At 46.9% G+C, this 18,147-nt stretch carries 26 protein-coding genes; 11 read left to right on the top strand and 15 right to left on the bottom strand.

The genetic code is table 11. The features are described 5' to 3' along the window. Positions 1-67 precede the first annotated feature (67 nt). The 4 genes from HZF10_RS00550 to HZF10_RS00565 all read right to left on the bottom strand — a co-directional run bounded on the left by HZF10_RS00550 (position 68) and on the right by HZF10_RS00565 (position 2,288). Entirely contained in the window at positions 68-436 is a 369-nt protein-coding gene (locus HZF10_RS00550; RefSeq protein WP_176004211.1) for a hypothetical protein, read from the bottom strand. A 2-nt stretch (positions 437-438) separates the two neighbouring features. Further along, positions 439-1,236 (bottom strand): TerC family protein, encoded by a 798-nt coding sequence (locus HZF10_RS00555; RefSeq protein WP_176004212.1) that lies wholly within the window; start codon positions 1,234-1,236, stop codon positions 439-441. A 12-nt stretch (positions 1,237-1,248) separates the two neighbouring features. Continuing rightward, the gene (locus HZF10_RS00560) at positions 1,249-1,620 is read right to left on the bottom strand and encodes a DNA topoisomerase IV (protein WP_176004213.1); all 372 of its coding nucleotides are present in this window, start codon (positions 1,618-1,620) and stop codon (positions 1,249-1,251) included. Between the two features lie 89 nt (positions 1,621-1,709). Then, positions 1,710-2,288 (bottom strand): DUF1572 family protein, encoded by a 579-nt coding sequence (locus tag HZF10_RS00565; protein ID WP_176004214.1) that lies wholly within the window; start codon positions 2,286-2,288, stop codon positions 1,710-1,712. A gap of 93 nt (positions 2,289-2,381) precedes the next feature. On the opposite strand from HZF10_RS00565, the gene HZF10_RS00570 reads away from it, so the two are divergent. The 3 genes from HZF10_RS00570 to HZF10_RS00580 are packed head-to-tail and all read left to right on the top strand — an operon-like array spanning position 2,382 to position 4,684. Then, on the top strand, positions 2,382-3,332 hold the full coding sequence (locus tag HZF10_RS00570; protein ID WP_176004215.1) for a sialate O-acetylesterase: 951 nt from the start codon (positions 2,382-2,384) through the stop codon (positions 3,330-3,332). Position 3,333: 1 nt separating this feature from the next. After that, positions 3,334-4,155 (top strand): alpha/beta hydrolase, encoded by an 822-nt coding sequence (locus tag HZF10_RS00575; RefSeq protein ID WP_176004216.1) that lies wholly within the window; start codon positions 3,334-3,336, stop codon positions 4,153-4,155. 13 nt (positions 4,156-4,168) lie between these two features. Then, positions 4,169-4,684, top strand: a complete 516-nt coding sequence (locus HZF10_RS00580) for a GNAT family N-acetyltransferase (protein ID WP_176004217.1) — start codon at positions 4,169-4,171, stop codon at positions 4,682-4,684. 9 nt (positions 4,685-4,693) lie between these two features. Here the strand turns inward: HZF10_RS00580 and HZF10_RS00585 are convergent, their stop codons facing one another. The 5 genes from HZF10_RS00585 to HZF10_RS00605 all read right to left on the bottom strand — a co-directional run bounded on the left by HZF10_RS00585 (position 4,694) and on the right by HZF10_RS00605 (position 7,650). After that, positions 4,694-4,915 carry a DUF6095 family protein gene (locus HZF10_RS00585; protein ID WP_176004218.1) on the bottom strand — a complete coding sequence of 74 codons (222 nt, stop codon included), beginning with the start codon at positions 4,913-4,915 and terminating at the stop codon, positions 4,694-4,696. Then, positions 4,902-5,192, bottom strand: coding sequence for a hypothetical protein (locus tag HZF10_RS00590; protein ID WP_176004219.1), 291 nt, complete (start codon positions 5,190-5,192; stop codon positions 4,902-4,904). The genes HZF10_RS00585 and HZF10_RS00590 overlap by 14 nt, the downstream gene beginning before the upstream one ends. Positions 5,193-5,204: 12 nt before the next feature. Continuing rightward, the gene (gene murQ / locus HZF10_RS00595; RefSeq protein ID WP_176004220.1) at positions 5,205-6,038 is read right to left on the bottom strand and encodes an N-acetylmuramic acid 6-phosphate etherase; all 834 of its coding nucleotides are present in this window, start codon (positions 6,036-6,038) and stop codon (positions 5,205-5,207) included. 149 nt (positions 6,039-6,187) lie between these two features. After that, positions 6,188-6,892 carry a ZIP family metal transporter gene (locus tag HZF10_RS00600; RefSeq protein ID WP_176004312.1) on the bottom strand — a complete coding sequence of 235 codons (705 nt, stop codon included), beginning with the start codon at positions 6,890-6,892 and terminating at the stop codon, positions 6,188-6,190. After that, positions 6,892-7,650, bottom strand: coding sequence for a class I SAM-dependent methyltransferase (locus HZF10_RS00605; protein WP_176004311.1), 759 nt, complete (start codon positions 7,648-7,650; stop codon positions 6,892-6,894). Before HZF10_RS00605 ends, HZF10_RS00600 begins: the two co-directional genes overlap by 1 nt. Positions 7,651-7,711: 61 nt before the next feature. Here HZF10_RS00605 and HZF10_RS00610 point away from each other — a divergent pair, with 61 nt between their 5' ends. The 3 genes from HZF10_RS00610 (at position 7,712) to HZF10_RS00620 (ending at position 9,676) form a co-directional block, all read left to right on the top strand. Next, positions 7,712-8,869, top strand: coding sequence for a THUMP domain-containing class I SAM-dependent RNA methyltransferase (locus HZF10_RS00610; protein WP_176004221.1), 1,158 nt, complete (start codon positions 7,712-7,714; stop codon positions 8,867-8,869). After that, complete coding sequence (locus tag HZF10_RS00615) at positions 8,866-9,099, top strand: hypothetical protein (protein WP_176004222.1); 234 nt, start codon at positions 8,866-8,868, stop codon at positions 9,097-9,099. The genes HZF10_RS00610 and HZF10_RS00615 overlap by 4 nt, the downstream gene beginning before the upstream one ends. Positions 9,100-9,184: 85 nt before the next feature. Continuing rightward, on the top strand, positions 9,185-9,676 hold the full coding sequence (locus HZF10_RS00620; protein ID WP_176004223.1) for a hypothetical protein: 492 nt from the start codon (positions 9,185-9,187) through the stop codon (positions 9,674-9,676). 9 nt (positions 9,677-9,685) lie between these two features. On the opposite strand, the gene HZF10_RS00625 is transcribed toward HZF10_RS00620, so the two are convergent. From HZF10_RS00625 to rlmD, 4 genes are read right to left on the bottom strand one after another with little or no spacing between them, the layout of a single operon-like run. Continuing rightward, positions 9,686-10,039: an MmcQ/YjbR family DNA-binding protein gene (locus HZF10_RS00625; RefSeq protein WP_176004224.1), complete on the bottom strand. Its 354-nt coding sequence runs from the start codon at positions 10,037-10,039 to the stop codon at positions 9,686-9,688. Beyond that, complete coding sequence (locus HZF10_RS00630; protein ID WP_176004225.1) at positions 10,036-10,779, bottom strand: DUF6048 family protein; 744 nt, start codon at positions 10,777-10,779, stop codon at positions 10,036-10,038. Before HZF10_RS00630 ends, HZF10_RS00625 begins: the two co-directional genes overlap by 4 nt. Further along, on the bottom strand, positions 10,751-11,266 hold the full coding sequence (locus HZF10_RS00635) for a DUF6452 family protein (protein ID WP_176004226.1): 516 nt from the start codon (positions 11,264-11,266) through the stop codon (positions 10,751-10,753). Before HZF10_RS00635 ends, HZF10_RS00630 begins: the two co-directional genes overlap by 29 nt. A gap of 12 nt (positions 11,267-11,278) precedes the next feature. Next, positions 11,279-12,691 carry a 23S rRNA (uracil(1939)-C(5))-methyltransferase RlmD gene (rlmD, locus tag HZF10_RS00640; protein ID WP_176004227.1) on the bottom strand — a complete coding sequence of 471 codons (1,413 nt, stop codon included), beginning with the start codon at positions 12,689-12,691 and terminating at the stop codon, positions 11,279-11,281. 253 nt (positions 12,692-12,944) lie between these two features. Here rlmD and HZF10_RS00645 point away from each other — a divergent pair, with 253 nt between their 5' ends. Further along, positions 12,945-13,907, top strand: a complete 963-nt coding sequence (locus tag HZF10_RS00645; RefSeq protein ID WP_176004228.1) for a sensor histidine kinase — start codon at positions 12,945-12,947, stop codon at positions 13,905-13,907. Between the two features lie 54 nt (positions 13,908-13,961). After that, a complete protein-coding gene (locus HZF10_RS00650) occupies positions 13,962-14,372 on the top strand; it encodes an OsmC family protein (protein ID WP_176004229.1) in 411 nt (136 codons plus the stop codon). 47 nt (positions 14,373-14,419) lie between these two features. On the opposite strand, the gene HZF10_RS00655 is transcribed toward HZF10_RS00650, so the two are convergent. Further along, positions 14,420-14,866 (bottom strand): hypothetical protein, encoded by a 447-nt coding sequence (locus HZF10_RS00655; protein ID WP_176004230.1) that lies wholly within the window; start codon positions 14,864-14,866, stop codon positions 14,420-14,422. A 209-nt stretch (positions 14,867-15,075) separates the two neighbouring features. On the opposite strand from HZF10_RS00655, the gene rocD reads away from it, so the two are divergent. The 3 genes from rocD (at position 15,076) to HZF10_RS00670 (ending at position 17,141) form a co-directional block, all read left to right on the top strand. Further along, the gene (rocD, locus tag HZF10_RS00660) at positions 15,076-16,320 is read left to right on the top strand and encodes an ornithine--oxo-acid transaminase (RefSeq protein WP_176004231.1); all 1,245 of its coding nucleotides are present in this window, start codon (positions 15,076-15,078) and stop codon (positions 16,318-16,320) included. A gap of 97 nt (positions 16,321-16,417) precedes the next feature. Beyond that, on the top strand, positions 16,418-16,612 hold the full coding sequence (locus HZF10_RS00665; RefSeq protein WP_176004232.1) for a hypothetical protein: 195 nt from the start codon (positions 16,418-16,420) through the stop codon (positions 16,610-16,612). After that, on the top strand, positions 16,584-17,141 hold the full coding sequence (locus HZF10_RS00670) for a Smr/MutS family protein (RefSeq protein ID WP_176004233.1): 558 nt from the start codon (positions 16,584-16,586) through the stop codon (positions 17,139-17,141). Before HZF10_RS00665 ends, HZF10_RS00670 begins: the two co-directional genes overlap by 29 nt. Here the strand turns inward: HZF10_RS00670 and HZF10_RS00675 are convergent, their stop codons facing one another. Beyond that, entirely contained in the window at positions 17,142-18,137 is a 996-nt protein-coding gene (locus HZF10_RS00675) for a hypothetical protein (protein WP_176004234.1), read from the bottom strand. It abuts the gene before it with no gap. Positions 18,138-18,147: the final 10 nt, after the last annotated feature.

Genomic DNA, 18,147 nt, shown 5'->3' on the forward strand with positions numbered 1-18,147 from the left:
GATATAGCGATTCTTGCCCGGTGGGCATAATTAATCGGAACCGTTTTCAGGTTCTCAAAAAGAATGGCTATACCAAAATAGGAGGATGGAACACTTTGCCGTCAAATCCGATGCAATCGGAAGTGGCGTAAAAAAAGGAAGCCGAAGTTTCCTCGAGCGGGAACACTTCGGCCAATGTTATTTCAGATGCGGTATTGCAGAACAATTCGATAGGTGTGAACGCTTTTTTGTCGTTTTGGGAAGCGGGTTTTTCGGTTTCCGAAGCCTTCGCCAATTCCTTCATCAAGTGACATTTTCCGTTACAATGCATTTCGGGCTTTGCTTTGTTCTCGCACAGCACTTTGACGACATAATCGTAATTCATCACATACTCAAACACAGGGAAAACCGGTTTGAAAAGCAGCAGGAATGCGGTTATGACGACTAGAAATTTCAAGTTTATGCAGCTTCGTCGGGAGAATTCTTTTTGTTGTTCTTGCCCATCTTCATATTGAGGAATTCCACCAAAAGCGAGAACGCTATCGCAAAATACAAGTAACCTTTCGGGATGGCCGTGACCGTATTGCCAAAGAATGACGCATGGGCTACGTGTGCCGCTTCGGTGATCAGCATGAATCCGATGAGCACCAAAAACGTAAGCGCCAAAATCTGGATAGACGGGTGATTGTTCACGAAATTACCGACCGGAACGGCAAATTGCATCATGATCAGAACCGATATGACGACCGCCGTAATCATGATGTACAAAGCACCTTCTACACCGCTCGTCATACCGACTGCGGTCAAAATACTATCGAAAGAAAATACGATATCGATCAGGATGATCTGAAAAATCACGTTCGAGAACGATTTGGCCGCACTTTTCTTGACCTCTTTTTCTTCCTCTCCGTGATGTTCGACTTTTTCACGGATTTCTACCGTACTCTTATATAAAAGGAAAAGTCCACCAAGGAAGAGGATAAGCGCCTGACCCGAAACGTGCATTTCGAACCACGATACATCGATGTTGAACCAAGCTTCTTTCATCGCGATCAGGAAACTGATACCGAAAAGCATCGCGATACGCATGAACATCGCCAGGAACATCCCGACTTTGGTCGCTTTTTTGCGTTCTTCCTGCGGCAATTTACCGGTGGTTATCGAAATGAAGATGATGTTGTCGATACCGAGTACGATTTCAAGAAAAGTAAGTGTCAATAAGGCGATCCAAGCATTCGGATTCAGGAAAACTTCCATTTATTTGGGCTTTTATTTTATTTTGGTGACGGTACCTTTTTGAGTCGTGGTGCTGCCTACGATCCCGTATTCAAAGGTATAGGAATTTTTCGACGTGGTCAAGATTTTCATCGCGATCGCCTTGTGTTCGGCCATATTCTTCGGATGCAGTTTCTGCACCACATATTCGCAGTCGTTGACCCATCTTATCGAAGCCGTATCGGCCTTTCCTTCGTAATAATCGATTTCGAGGTTTTCGGTTCGCACGAAAGTCGTGGTCTTTTTTACGCCGTTCACTTTCGTCGTGAATTCGAAAGTACCGGTTTTGAAGTCTTTACAGTCGCGTTGGGCTTCGTAACAAGAGTTGAGTAGCAACAACGGCAATAGCAGCAGCAATTTTTTCATTTGTCGGTATTCATTTTTGGCGCACTTCCACACGGGTTGCGGCATCGGCCACAAAAATACGTCACGCTACCCAATTGATGAAACGAAATCTACTTTATTCGGTCGAGTTCGTCATCGGTGAAATGCCTGACGGATTTTTCCTTCGCAAACTTGTCCGAGTTATACGTTTTCGACGCATTTTTCGGGATCGACAAACTATCCCATTGTGATTTTTTGAGCATTTTGGCACAGAAAACGATCTGCCCGACGTGATACGGATAATGCGCGAGCTGCCTGTTTATCGCCTCCATGACCGTGTGTCCTTCGTTCCTGATGTAGATGATTTGCGAAAGTTGGTCGTCGGTCAACGCATCCAAGGCCGCGAAAAAACAGGTCCAGCCTTTTTCCCAAGCAAGCATGACTTGTTCTTTTGTGTTTAGGGTTTCTTCAAACTCGGAGTCGCGGTCGCGCCATGGTTTTTCACCGTCCGAGGTCAGGAAATCGGTCCATCTCGAGAGCATATTGCCGCTCAGGTGGTTTACGATCATCGCGATGCTGTTCGTGTCTTCGTTTGTTCTCGCGAACAGTTGATCAGCTTCGAGTTGGGCAATCGCTTTTTCGCCAAGCGTCTTGTAGTAAACGAATTGCTTGCGTACGCTCTCAAGGTATGGTAGAGTTGGTTTTTCCATAATTTTTATAGGTATTCGACCAGCTTAAAAATACGTCAAATATCCTTACATTTCCGTTCGCAAACGGATATAGTCGTTTGTAAACGGATGCATATGTTCAGCAAGCGCTTTTTCCAAACTCTTATAAGCAGTTTTGTGCTGCTATCCGTTTCCTATTCTGCAAATTGCCAAAGTGGGAAACCAAAACCAGCCGCGACAAAAGACGATACTTTCAGACTGTTCTATTTAGGTGGCCAATCGAATATGGAAGGATTCGGTTACGTCAAGGACTTGCCTGCCGAACTGACATCGCCAATGCCCAATGTATACATTTTCGACGGAAACCGCGGAGGCGACGGCGAACCCAATCTCGGGCTTGGCAAGTGGGAACAGTTGCAACCGGGCCACGGAACCGGTTTTTCTTCGGACGGAAAAGAAAACAAACCTTCCGATCGGTTCGGTGTCGAGTTGACTTTCGCAAAACGGATGAAGGAATTGTATCCGGGCGAAAAGATCGCATTGGTGAAATACGCACGCAACGGATCGGGAATCGATAGCCTCGCCACGGGGCCTTTCGGTTGTTGGGAACCCGAATACTCGGCCAAACCGAACCAATACGATTTTTTCCTCAAAACGGTCAAGGATGCAATGAGCGCCAAGGATGTAAACGGTGACGGAAAAACCGATGTACTCATTCCGTCCGGAATTCTCTGGATGCAAGGCGAGGCCGACGGTTCGTTTACGGAAGAGGTCGCTTTTGAGTATTACGACAACCTCAGACATCTCATGGATAAGATGCGTGAAGTGTTCAACGACAAGGATTTGCCTGTAGTAATCGGTAAAATTTCAGATTCCGGCAATAGCGAAAGCGGTATCGTATTCAAATTCGGCGATATCGTGAGGGCCATGCAGGAAAAATTCGTGCGTAATGATGCCAACGCCGCAATCGTGAGGAGTACGTCCAAATATGCCTATTCTGACCCTTGGCATTACGACAGCGCCGGATATATTGACCTGGGCAAGCGATTCGCCGAGGAAATGTCTAAACTAATGAATAAGAAATAGAATGAAAAAAGTCATCGTGATCGTATTGTTTTTGGCGCTCGGAGCAACCGGATGCGCCCAAAAGGATTTGCGAAACCTCATGTACGGCGCGCACAAACAACAAAATCTCGATTTGTTCCTGCCTGCCAAAATCGATTCCAAAACACCTGTGCTGATCATGTTGCACGGTGGCGCGTGGAGTTTGGGCGGTAAGGAATACACAGACAAGACCGCTCGTGATTTGCGCGATCGTGGTTTTGTAGTAGCCAATGTAGATTATCGCTACGTGAATGAAAATGTTCATGCTAAAGATTTACTCGACGATATAAACGAGGCCGTAAAATATATGCAGTCACATGCTTCAGAATACGGATTTGCTTCGAAAGGTTACCATTTTTCGGGAATCAGCGCCGGTGCACATCTCGCGATGTTGTACAGTTATACGCGAAATGCTGGCGTCAAATCTGTAGCCGTGCTTTGCGGACCGACGCAATTCGATACCGACGAAAATAAGAAGCATATCGAAAAACTGCTATTGACCCAAGTACTCGAGCAGCTCGCCGATTCGAAATACGAAAAGGACAAAAAACCGAATGCGAAGTTTACCGCGATCAGTCCGTATGCGCGAATCAGCAATATCCCGACTTTGTTGTTTCACGGCGATAAGGACGAACTTGTACTGTATTCCCAATCGGTGTTGATGTTACAGGAATTGAAGAAAGCCAATGTGGAAAGCAAACTGATAACCCTCGAAGGCAAAGGGCACGACTGCGGCATGAATCAGCCCGATTCAGAAAAAATGGTACTCGACAACATCGAAAATTGGGTGAGGATACATTCGTAAAACCGTCATCCGTATGCTATTTTCAGAACGCTTATCACTCGACAGGCCGCGCAATGAAGATTTTACGCGGTACTACGAAATCAATTCCGATCCGCAGACCAATCTTTTCAATCCGAAAGGACCGATGGATTTCGATACCGCACGAACACGTTTCGACGGATTCCTGCAGCATTGGGAAGAACGCGATTTCGGAAGTTGGGTCGTCAGGCTTAAAGATTCCGGGCACATAATCGGTTTCGGCGGATTGTCTTATCTGATGTACGGCGATCAATTGCGGCTCAATTTGGGATACAGGTTTGACCAAGCGGCATGGCATAAAGGTTATGCGACCGAACTAAGTCGATTCGCGATCGCACACGGATTTTCAGATTTGCGATTGTCCGAAATATACGCACTCGTCAGACCCTCGCATTCGGTGTCGATAAAAATCCTTGAAAAATGCGGACTGACTTCGTTCGGTACTTTAGATGACGCGCCCGGTCAGCATCACAGTTTAGTATATAGGATCGAAAATCCGAAAGCGGTTTAAGGTACGAAATTATTCGTCCTTCATGCTTCTGACAATCGTCGCCAATCCGCGAAAAGCGAAATAAACGGCACCGAAACACATGGTAATCCCGACGGCAAGAACCACATAATGCCAATTGTTCTGTTGGTTCTGGAACGCGTTGTAAATCACGGGCGGCCCGATAAAAAAAAGAGGCAAGGCGTAAACCAGGAATTTGATTCCTTTGTTGAGTAAGTCTTTATCTGTCGGCATTTTCGTTGTTTTTTTCAAGTGATAGATTGATGCCGATGCTTATCGCAAAAGCAAGCGCGGTATGTAAAAAGCCACCAAAAAAAGCGGCTATGTAGCGCGCGTAACCATAGCGGTCGTGGCCTGTATCTATAACGTCGGTCGTGAGCAATACACTTTCCATAGCAAAGAAAAACAACAGGTTCACGATCAGGAACGTATTCCGGAAGCGCCATTTCCGGATCATCCATACAGAAATGATCCACAGCACCGGGCAAAGGACAAGTATGATCGGCACCATCCTTTTTGAAATTTACAGTTCGAGCTTTTTGGGATCGTAATGGTCTACGGCCTTGCGCACGCTTCCGTATTTCACGAGCATTTCGGACGCTTCTTCGTAAGAAACCGGGATTTCTCCCATAATCATGCGTACGCCTCTGTCTACTAGTTTGTCATTGCTGAGCTGCATGTCGACCATTTTGTTGCCTTTGACGCGTCCGAGTTGGATCATCGTCGCCGTCGAAATCATGTTAAGCACCAATTTTTGCGCGGTTCCGGCTTTCATTCGCGAGCTTCCGGTTACGAATTCCGGGCCTACGACAACCTCGATCGGAAATTGGGATACCAAAGCCAAAGGGCTTCCCGCATTACACGTAATTCCGCCGGTCAGGATATTCTTCTCGTTGCATTTGGTCAAGCCTCCGATCACATAAGGGGTCGTACCCGATGCCGCGATACCGATTACCGTATCATTCTCTGAAATGCCAGCTTGCTCAAGGTCGATCCACGCTTGTTGCGTATCGTCTTCGGCGTTTTCGACCGCACGTCGTATGGCTTTGTCACCACCGGCGATGATGCCGTTGACCAAATCGAAAGGCACGCCGAAAGTAGGCGGGCACTCCGACGCGTCCACGATGCCGAGACGTCCCGAAGTTCCGGCTCCTATGTAAAACAAACGCCCGCCGTTTTTCATCCTGAGCACGATTTGGGAAACCAAAGCCTCGATTTGCGGAAGCGCTTTTTCCACGGCCAAAGGAACGGTTTTGTCTTCGTTGTTGATGTTGCGCAACAATTCCGAAACGGGCATGTGCTCTAGCGAGTCGTATTTAGAGGATTGTTCGGTGGTTTTGGTGAAGTCGGTGGACATGTAATTTGTTTAAGCCGCGAATTGCACGAATTCCGCGAATGGGATAGTGAATCCGAGGTGTTGGACATTCTTTTTATTACGCGAATGACAAAGATAGGCAATGTAGCCGATGGAACTTCAAAACGTTGCTTCTTCGTCGAAAACAATCGCTAAAGAAAAGTCGCCAGCAAAATCCCGAGTACGATTACCGTAATCTTGGCGATATTGAATTTGTGGTTCTCGCTCGCCTCAAAAATGATCGTAGACGAAATATGGAACAAAATCCCGATCACGACGGCCGTAATCTGCGGATAATAAGCCGCCAATCCAGGCAACGCCACCGAAGCGTACGTGCCGATCGGCGTCATCAGCGCGAAAGTGAACATGAACGCGAACACTTTTGTCTTGTCCAATCCGGCGTTGAGGAAAAAAAGCGTGAGGATGATCGCTATAGGCAAGTGATGGATCGCGATTCCCCAAGCCAGATCGTGATGATGTCCGACAGGGAAACCTTCGAGCAGCGCGTGCAGACACAAACTGATGAAAAGCGACCACGGAATCTGGTTCATATGTCCGTGTCCGTGGACATGTCCGTGTTCGGCTCCTTTCGAAAAGAATTCGAGTACGATCTGCAGCAAAATCCCGCCCATGATAAAAATCCCGACAGACAAACCGTGGTTGTGTCCGTCTCCTGTTTCATGCGAGTGCGAAGTCGCTTCGTACACTTCGGGCAACAAATGCAACACCGTCAGCGAAAGCAGGAACGAGCCGCTGAACGCGAGCAACAGTTTGAGGTTGGTCTTTTTCTGCGGACGCAAAACCAAAGCGACCGCATATCCGATCAATACCGAAAGCAAAGGCAGCAGATAATTCATCATTTGAAAACCATGATTAGTCGTTCGCTATCGTTTTTGTGGAATTTGCGCAGCTTGTAATCGCCGAAAACGTCGAGCAGGTAAATGCCCGCCTGATCCATCATGGACTCGAAATCGGACAGGGTAAGCGCCTTCACTTTTTCGTAGAAGCAAAAATCCTGGGCGTCGTCGTTGAATTTGATTTCCTTGACGATGTGGTTGTCCTCGACGTATCGTTTGATATGGAAATCGATGCCGTCGACGCTTTTCGTTTCGGACGGCACGAGATTTTGTATCACTTGGTCGACGTTCATGAAATCGATGACCGCGAACCCGTATTCCGAAAGGCTGTCGTGGATGGCCTTGAGCGTCGTGAAATTGTCGTCGTCGCTCTCGAAATAGCCGAAACTCGTGAACAGGTTGAAGATCGCGTCGAATTTTTCTTCCCAAGGCTCACGCATATCGTGCACTTGGAAATGCAACGTTTCATTCGCGTATTTCGACGCTTCGTTAATGCTGTTTTCAGACAGATCGGCGCCTGTGACGTCGTATCCGAGTTGATTCAGGTAAATCGAATGTCGTCCTTTTCCGCACGCCAGATCGAGGATTTTAGCGTTTTCAGGCAAATTGAGGTAAGACGTGATGTTGTCCATGAACAACTGGGCTTCGGCATAATCACGGTCTTTGTAAAGGATATGGTAATAAGGCGTGTCGAACCAAGAGGCGTACCAGTTTTCGGGTTTGCCGCCATTGGTCGTCGTGCTGTGGGAATTTGGCATGTACGTATGGGCTGAGTCTTGCAAATTTAGACTATTTTTGCAGCGTTTAAGCGATTTCCGGATGGAAAATAATTTTGCGATGGTCGCCAAGACCTTCTTCGGATTTGAGGAAATTTTGGCCAAGGAACTACAACAATTGGGCGCCCAAAGGGTAGAACCCGGCGTGCGTATGGTAAGTTTCTTCGGAGATAAAGGGTTCATGTACAAAGCCAACCTGGCCTTGCGCACGGCGTTGAAAATCCTCAAGCCGATTCACAAGTTCCGAGCGTTCAACGAAGCGAGCCTGTATAAAGGCATCCAAATGATCGACTGGTCGGAGTTTATCGATGCGAACCAGACGTTCGTGATCGATGCGACCGTGCATTCCGATCATTTCAAGCATTCCGAATTCGTCGCCCAAAAGTGCAAGGATGCGATCGTGGACCAATTCCGCAACAAGACGGGCCAGCGTCCGAGCGTAGACAAAAACCACCCCGATCTGAGGATCAACATCCATATCGGGCGTGAGGATTGCAATGTTTCGCTCGATACGTCGGGTGCGTCGCTTCACCACAGAGGATATCGCACCGCCACGAACATCGCACCCATAAACGAAGTGCTTGCCGCGGGTATGCTTTTGCTTTCGGGTTGGGACGGACGCAGCGATTTTCTCGATCCCATGTGCGGTTCGGGAACCATTTTGGCTGAGGCCGCGATGATTGCATGCAACGTTCCGGCGAACATCAACCGAAAGGAATTCGCTTTCGAGAAATGGAAGGATTGGGACAACGAGCTTTTCGACATGATCGTGAATTCACTGCTTAAGAAGACACGCGAGTTCCATTATGCGATCGTGGGTTACGACAAGGCGCCATCGGCCGTAATGAAAGCCAAGGACAATATCCGCAACGCCAACCTTGAGGATTACGTCAAGATTTACGAACGCAATTTCTTCGATACGCAAAAAGAGAACAACGGGCCGTTGCACATGGTGTTCAATCCGCCGTATGGGGAAAGGCTCGACATACAGCTCGAGCGTTTTTACCGTGAACTTGGGGATACGCTCAAGAATTCCTATCCGAATACGAACGCGTGGTTCATCACCGCGAATCTGGAAGCGTTGAAATACGTCGGGCTCAAGCCTTCGCGCAAAATCAAACTGTTCAATGGCAGCCTAGAGGCACGTCTTGTGAAATACGAGATGTACGAAGGCAGCCGCAAAGCCAAATTCCAGCAATGACGCCACAAACCAAAGCTTTGATCTACAATTTCGTGGGATTCGCGATCCTGTATATCCCGTTGTATTTCATCATCCAGCACTTTACCGATCTGTCGGGTTGGTGGCGACCGATCACGGCAGCCGTGGCCACGACGATACTTTCGCCCAAATTCCAGGCGGTACGCACCAAAGACGGCATGAAGATCTTTATGTCGTGGTTGTTCGTCAAGGGATTGAGGGAAGTGAAGTAGGTATGGGCAGTGGCAGTGACAGTAGCAGAAAGCAGTTGCAGAAACAGTTAGTTCCGGTGATCATAATTCTCTCTGAAATATCAAAATGATTGAGCCTTTAATCGGATTTACGATCTTTTCCGTGTTTGTGTTTTTGCTTCTCAAATTACCCAATAAGACGAGAGCGGCACAATATAAAACGTTGATCGACAAAATAAAACCGCAAACCAAACGCTACATTGAACAAACAAAAAGTTCAACTTCTACTTGGGGATTGAATAATCCTGAGTTTTTATTCAATCGCTGCGATATCTATTTAACGCAAACGGCCATCGTAATTTTAGGTTTCACAAAAGATAGTTTTTTCAAGCAATTGTCATTGCCCATCATTTTGACAAAGGATATTTCGGCGTATGCTGCTGAATATCCGTATTGCCATGTGACACAAGTCAACAAGATGGATTTCGGAAATAATGTAGTGACGATTGACTTCGGAGAAAAAGGAATTCTCCAGACAGAAGTGAAAATAAGATTGGCTCACTTGGATGAAACCGCGATAGGTATGATGAAGCTTATTGTTGAGAAGAAGAACTGGTAACGGTCCTTTCTACAAAAATCCGAGTTGTTTTTTGATTTTGGGCGGAAGTTTATCTTTCACCAATCCATACGATTGCGTGATGTAGGCTTCGAGTTCCTTTTTTGCGATCGCATTCGCATCTTCGAGCAAAACCCATTTGTAGCGCGCCACGTATGGAGCCGGTTTGAAGATTTCTCCCGAAGTGAGTTCTTCGAATTCGGCATCGGTGACTTTGAACGTTATGGAAGTGGGCGTCTGGTCGAGACCGGTTACGCAAAACATTTTTTCGCCTACAGAAAACACGAGGTCGTGGCCCCATTTGATGTCTTCGGTGACCTTCTCAAGACTGTTGCAAAAACTTCTGATCGCTTCTACGTCTGTCATTTCTTTTTGGGTTTGGCTTCTTTTTCGGCGGCTTTTACTTTCGACTTGTAGATTGGAATGAAATACGAAACGGTATAATTCATACCGACGCCGAACTTCCCTTCGTAGGTGCGATGGAATCCGGGAATGTAAAGGTTCGCGAAATTATCGGGCGTTTTCTCGGAAACCATGTAATTGAGACGCGCGCTGAATCCGACATATATATTAGTCAATACTTCGGCTTTCATGCCTAAAACGACTTCGGCCCAACTTGCCGACAAACCTTTGAATTCCTCTCCCGAGATAATCGTGATTTCCTGTCCGTAATCGTTGTGCGGATTGTAGATTTTGTACGAATTCAGTTTTTGGCTGAACGAACTCACGCCGTAACGCAACCCGATCGTGATCACGTTCTCCATGTCGAGCCAGTTGTCGTAGAAATTGTAATCGAAGCCCACTTTGAAATACGTGCCTTTCGTGGTGAAGTTCACGCGGTCGTCGTCGGTCGTCTTGTCTTCGTTGCCGATTTCGGCGGCGAGGAAATAATTGCGCGTAAGACGGTAATCGCCTACGAGTTCGAGCCCGCGGTAATCGTCGTCCCAAAAGCTTCTGCTCAATTTGAAAAGATCGACCCCGACGCGAAGCCCGTGCCTGGTATATTTAGGCGCGACGGTATCGGTCTTGACGGCTACCGAATCCTTTTGGGCAAAAGACGCGGCGCAACAAAAAAGGCTAAAAATAAATGCGTATATGCGTTTCATCCTCAAATTCTATGGTATGGGTGTCGATTACGATATTCCTGATCCACGTGCCCGGATTCCCATTGTTCAAAATTACGGCCGGAATTCCTATGTCCTGACTCAAATCGAAAACGGTCTTGTAACCGCAGGCCCGAGACACATAAACATCTCTGGTAGCGTAATTGAACATGAGGGAATCGGTAAACGTAAGCGTGTTCGGGTTTTCGTCGTCGTTTATGGTAAACGCATACGTCGTTGTCGTGTCGAATGTCTTCAGCGGGACGAATACTTTGTTCGTGGCCGTGTAGGTAAGTACCGAATCGGTTTCGGTAGACTTCAACGTCATGTTGGTCACGTTCTTGGCCAGCGTCGTATTGTTGTAATCGTAGAATTCGACCACGATACGAGGCGTAGTAGGCGTAGATCCGCCGCATACGTCGTCGCGTTCGCAATTCACCTGGAATACGGCAAAAAGTACGACAAGACAGCAGCAAAAGATTCTTTTCATAGCAAAATCAGATCAGCGTTTTTCCAAAAGTACGACATTTTCTACGTGGTGCGTTTGCGGGAACATGTCTACCGGACGAACGCGAACCACTTTGTAAGCCGCATCCATCAATGCCAAATCACGTGCCTGCGTGGCCGAGTTACAGCTCACGTAAACGACTTTTTGAGGCGCGATCTTCAAGATCTGCTCGACGACGTCCTTGTGCATACCGTCTCGAGGCGGATCGGTAATCAGCACGTCGGGATGCCCGTGTTGTGCAATGAACGCGTCGTTGAACACCACTTTCATATCGCCCACGAAAAACTCGCAGTTGTCGATGTTGTTGCGTTTGGCGTTTTCCTTGGCTTCGGCGATCGCTTCGGGTACGCTTTCCACGCCGATTACCTTGCGCGCTTTTTTCGAGACGAATTGGGCGATGGTTCCGGTTCCGGTATATAAATCGTATACGAGCTCGTTTCCGGTCAATCCGGCGAAATCGCGCGTAATCTTATACAATTCGTAGGCTTGCGACGGATTCGTCTGATAGAACGATTTGGCGTTGATCGAAAACGTCAAGCCTTCCATTTCCTCGAAAATATGGTCGCGTCCCTTGTAGACTTTGACGTCCTGATCGTAAAGCGTGTCGTTCTGTTTTTGGTTGACGACATATAACAAGGACGTGATCTGCGGAAATCTCGCCGAAACAAAGTCGAGCAACAGTTCGCGTTGCTGCTTGTTGTCGTCGAAAAACTGTACGAGAACCATCACTTCTCCTGTCGACGAGGTTCGTATCATCAACGTCCTGAGCAATCCGTCGTGGTTTCTTGGGTCGAAGAACGGCAAATCGTTTTCTATCGCGAATTTCCTTATTTCATTGCGGATGTCGTTCGACGGATCTTCCTGCAACCAGCATTTATGGATGTCAAGAATCTTGTCCCACATTTTCGGAATGTGGAAACCAAGAGCGTTGCGGTCGTCCAAATCTGTAGTCGAGGCGATTTCCTGTTGGGTTAGCCAACGCGAATTCGAGAACGAGAACTCCATTTTGTTGCGATAGAAGAATTGCTTTTCGGAACCTAAAATCGGCTCGAATTCGGGCAATTCCACTTTTCCGATGCGTTTCAGGTGATTGAAAACCTCATTTTCTTTGTAATGCAATTGTCGCGAATAATCCATATTCTGCCATTTGCAACCTCCGCAAGAACCGAAATGCTCGCACACAGGTTCTACGCGATGTTCGGAAAGCGCATGGAAATTGACGGCCTTGCCTTCGTAATAGGCTTTGCGTTTCTTGAAAGTCTGCACGTCTATGACGTCGCCGGGAACGACATTCGGTATGAGAATCACTTTTCCGTCGGGCGCTTTGGCCACCGAAACCCCTTTGGCTCCCGCGTCGAGCACTTCTATGTTTTCGAAGACGATCTTGTCTTTGGTTTTTCTTGCCATGGCGCAAAAGTAATCACAATTGAGGTTTGATGGCGGGCAATTGACAATTTATTATGGATATGTAAAGTTTCGCATCAAGTCTAAGATAAATTTGCCTTGTCTGTAGATTTAATCTAAATTAGAGCAGCCGTTTCGGCAAAAAGCCCTTTATCTGCCTATGCGATTGTACAAACAACTATCCTCAGTTGGTTTTCTTAGGAAAAGCTATGCGTTCAAGTTCTTATTTGTAGCGTTTTTTGGAATACACATCCCGTTGATCGGACTGATTTTTTTCGTACTGTTTTCGAACGTGCGCGAAGAACCTGAAATCATTTTGCTGTTCACGCTTGTGATGACGCTTTTGGCGACGGCCATTACGTTGATTTTGCTCAGAAGATTGACGTGGCCCGTGCGTACGGCCGCGCATCAACTCGAGGAATATCGCACGAAAGGCATCATGCCAAGTTTGCCGCGCAGTTACCACGACGAAGCCGGTATTCTTATGGCCAACGTGCAACGCACCATAGAGGAAAACCACGATATGGGCAGTGAAAAGCTCGACCTGATTTATCTGCTGTCGCACGATTTGCGCAATTTCGCCGTGAATTCACAGGCATTGGCCAAATTGATAATTGAGGAAACCGAGAATCCTTCCGTCAATGAATATGCGGGGTTGATTGTCGATTCGACACAACAGCAATTCCACTTTCTTGAGAATTTCATCCGATTGATCAAAGATGAGGAAGAAATATCGAGAAAAGTTCCCGTACTGCGCATGTTCGCGATCAGTGAAATACTGGAAATCCTCAATAAAGAAAGAGGAAACGAACTTTCCAAGAAGGCTTTGGCTCTCGTGGTCGACCACAACGTTTCACACATCCAGCTCGCGGTCGAATTCGAATTGCTGATGCGCGTTTTGGTCAACCTGCTCGACAATGCGATCAAGTTTTCGCAAAGAGGTTCTTGTATCAGGCTCAATTTTCATGAAGACAAGGTCAAGACGCTGATCAGTATTTCCGACGAAGGTGTAGGATTCGACCCCGATAAAGCCGATGCGTTGTTCCGCAAATTCACGCCTATGGCTAGGAAAGGGACCGAGAGCGAACCGTCAACCGGAATCGGCCTGTATTTGTGTCGGAAAATAATCGAAAAATACGAAGGCAAACTTTTGGCCGAAAGCAAAGGACCTAATAAAGGCGCAACTTTCAGGATACTTTTCGCAACACCAGAAGTCTGACGCAATAAAAAATAAATAATAAACAATTAAGGAATATAAATACTACGAAACCTCATGAAAAGAAACGCAACCGCCGTATGGCAAGGATCGCTCAAAGACGGAGCGGGCAAATTGACGACACAGAGCAAAACGCTCGACAACACACAGTATTCGTTCAAAACGCGCTTTGAAGAAGGCGTCGGCACGAATCCCGAAGAATTGGTAGCGGCGGCGCACGCGGGCTGTTTCACGATGCAGCTTTCGGCTTTCCTCACACAGGAAGGACACAATATCGAATTTATCGAAACGCGTTGCGACATTGACTTACAGGACGGAACCATCGTAAGTTCCGAACTCAACCTGACTGCGAAGATTGAAGGTATTTCCGACGAGAAATTCCAGGAGCTCGTCACAAAAGCCGAAAAGAATTGTCCGATTTCGAAACTCTTCAATGCCAAAATCACCTCGACCGCGAAATTGGTATAAAAATGAAAAGCCCCGTAATACAACGGGGCTTTTTTATTGTTTGTGTTTTAATTATACGTGACTTCGAACGAACCGTCGGTAATGGTTTGGGTGCTTCCGTCCTCGGTAGAGACAAGCGTTCCCGAAAAAGTCCCTTTTATGTAATTGTTGTCGCTCTCGGTTACGTGCGTAATGAAGTGTTCGTCTTTTACGAAAGGTTCTTCTTCGTGGAAATGCGCGAAATACCAACTTGCGTCGTGTCCTGTCGCACCTTCCATGACTACGATGGAAATTGTGCGTGAAGGGTCGTTGTTGATCGAACCCGTAATTTCCACGTCGGTATATTCAAACCCATTCTCGTTATATGGGTGTTGTTCTACGACAAGCGTATTGAAAATATACGTCTGGCCGTCGATAGTGGCTTTGATGTTGCGGCCTCTTTGGTCGTTTTCGTCCGATGAACACGAGAGAAACGGTAATGCCGCTACGAACAGCAAAAGGGTAATTTTTTTCATAGGGATTCTTTGTTGTTGTTTCTCAAATATATCGCTTCACTATTATTTTACAATGGCCGAACGTTGTTTTAACATCGATTTCGGGTTTCGTTGAAAAGTAAAAAATTTCGACCCTTATTTTTTGTGGATTATTCATTATTTTTGACCAAAATTGGATGATTTCTCTCCACAAGCAGGAATTGCACAAAATAATTTAAATATTATCGAGAATGTCAGTTTTGCAGACCACAAAATCGGAAGCCCTCATGGGGTTGGAAAATGAATATGGAGCCCATAATTATCATCCGTTGCCCGTCGTATTGAACAAAGGCGAGGGTGTGTATGTATGGGATGTAGAAGGCAAGCGTTATTACGACTTTTTATCGGCCTATTCGGCAGTGAATCAAGGACATTGCCATCCGAAAATCATCGGTGCATTGATCAATCAAGCCCAAACCCTGACGCTTACCTCGAGAGCGTTTTACAACGACAAACTCGGTCCATACGAGCAATTCCTTACCGGATATTTCGGATTCGACAAAATGTTGCCGATGAATACCGGTGCCGAAGCCGTAGAAACCGCACTCAAAATCTGCCGTAAATGGGCGTATGAAGTCAAAGGAATAGAAGAAAAACAGGCTGAAATCATCGTGTGCGAAGGCAATTTCCATGGGCGTACGACGACTATCATCTCGTTTTCTAACGACGAAGGCGCGCGCAAGAACTTCGGGCCGTACACGCCAGGTTTCATCAAAATCCCGTACGACGATATCGAGGCTTTGGAAAAGGCGCTCGAATCTTCTAAAAATATCGCCGGTTTCCTTGTCGAACCGATCCAAGGAGAAGCTGGAGTTTACGTTCCTGCCGAAGGTTACCTTTCAAAAGCCAAGGCGCTTTGCGAAAAGCACAACGTCCTGTTCATCGCCGATGAAGTCCAAACCGGTGTAGCAAGAACGGGTAAACGCCTCGCGGTCGATCACGAAAACGTAAAGCCGGATGTGCTTATCCTTGGGAAAGCGCTTTCCGGAGGTGTCTATCCGGTTTCGGCCGTTTTGGCGAATAACGAGATCATGAACGTGATCAAACCAGGCCAGCATGGTTCTACTTTTGGTGGTAATCCGATCGCCGCCGCTGTCGCCGTTGCGGCACTTGAAGTGGTTACGGACGAGAATTTGAGCGAGAATGCCGAATATTTAGGGCGTTTGTTCCGTGAAAAAATAGGCGAGTACATCAAGACATCGAATATCGTGACCTTGGTCAGAGGTAAAGGATTGCTCAATGCGATCGTGATCAATGACAGCGAAGACAGTTCGACCGCTTGGGATATCTGTATGTCTTTGCGCGACAACGGTCTTTTGGCCAAGCCGACGCATGGCAACATCATCAGGTTCGCACCGCCTTTGGTCATGAACGAGGAACAGTTGCTCGACTGCGTTTCGATCATCACGAAAACCTTGAAAGCATTCGAAAAGTAAAAGAGTCCGCCAAATGGCGGATTTTTTTATGGTGTTTTGCGTTGACGAATTTACTTTTGCCGGGTTAACTTGCGTACTTTTGGATTTTTATTCTACTATGAAAAACTGGATGCTTCTGCTGATTTTGGCCGCCGTAGGTTTGGCCTTTTACGAACAATCGAAACCAAAACCGAGCCCGATAATAATGGCTGTGGCCGTTGCGATTTTTATGTTCGGAATCATGAAGTTCAGTTCGAAATTGCCATCAAAACACAAAGACGAAAATGACGACGACGTTTCAAAAAGGGGATAAGGTTTCGGTTCTCGACGATGCGTTCGAAGGCGTCGTCTTAAAGGTCGAAAACGGGGTCGTAACTATAGAAACTACCGATGGATTTCAGATGACTTATTTTGTCAATGAGTTAATTAAAGTAAATGATTCCAATAACTTACGATCTCAAATCGGAAGTTTTAATTCACAAAAGATAAAATCTGAAAAGGACGCGCCCAAAAAGCGTTACGATGTCGCCGACAAAAAAATAAAAGGCGAAATTCCGCCTCCAGAATTCGATCTGCACATAGAGAAACTCGTCAAGAATTTTCGCCACATGTCCAATTTCGACATTCTCAATATCCAAATGGAAACCGCCAAACGTCACCTCGATTTTGCGGTAAAGAACCGCATCCCGAAAATCGTTTTCATACACGGCGTCGGCGAAGGTATCCTCAAGTCGGAACTCGACTTTCTATTGGGCAGATATGACGGCATAGATTTTCGCGACGCCAATTTCCAAAAGTACGGTCAAGGCGCCACCGAAGTCTATTTCAAACAAAATTATTGATCAGTCTTCGCTGAGTTCGCCGTAAAGCAAGTCGTCGGCGATCTTGAACGAGAATGCATTGTCGCTTCTTCTCAGCGTCGCGTTCTTGATGCGGATACTGTGTACGAACCCGCCGCCGATCTGTGTCGTGGTCACCTCGATTATGCCACTGAGTCCGGAAACCCCGTCGTCTGCCGTCCAAACCTCGGTCGCTGATGGGATCAATGGCGGATAATCGGCGCAGAAATCGAAAGTAGATGCGCCCAAATCGGTGCCTTCCGCAAAACGCCTAAAGGTCACTTTGTTTGTGGTTTGACTGATAAGGCCGGTTTTAGGGGTATTCAGAATAGTGTTGTCCAGCAATGCCTGATCGATATCGATCGTGAACGAAGTGCGCGCGTCTTTTTTGTAGATAAGGTTCGGATCGCATTTGAGCGCTTCGGTACCGTAAGCGTTGAGTGCCGGCGCGATAAAGTCTTCGTCGTCGTAATATCCGAATTCGATCGTCGGGTCGATGATCTGGTTCGACGGTGTCTGCCAGGTCACGTTGCGGATCACGATGGCATGGCGCAGCGCAGTGATTTTTTCACCACCCGCGTAACCTTCTGTCGTATTCGCAGATTTCATCGCAACGGTCGTAATCTCTATTGTTCCCTGTATGGCGTTCCACTCTTCGATCACCGAAGGATTTGCGGGTTGTATGCTCGCACAGACGTTATTGTCGGTTGGTTCGCCGTCGAAAACGCGGTAAACCAGACGGATCGTGCTGTTATTGATGGCGAGTGTTGTAGGTGTTCCTCCTTCTGCTGTTGGTATGTTCGGTAACACGGCGTCGAGGTTCGGGATCTGCAGGATCAGCACATCGCGGTCGTTGAGTTTGTAAAGAATATCCCTATTGGACGTAGTACAACGGTCGGTTGCGATATCGGCAAAGTCGATCTCATCTGAAATAAGGTCGCCATCGTCGCATCCGTTGAGCAAAAAAGCGAAAAACAACACCGCAATAATTCTTTTCATAACGTCAATT

Source organism: Flavobacterium agri (assembly GCF_013401995.1).
Classification (GTDB): Bacteria; Bacteroidota; Bacteroidia; order Flavobacteriales; family Flavobacteriaceae; genus Flavobacterium; species Flavobacterium agri.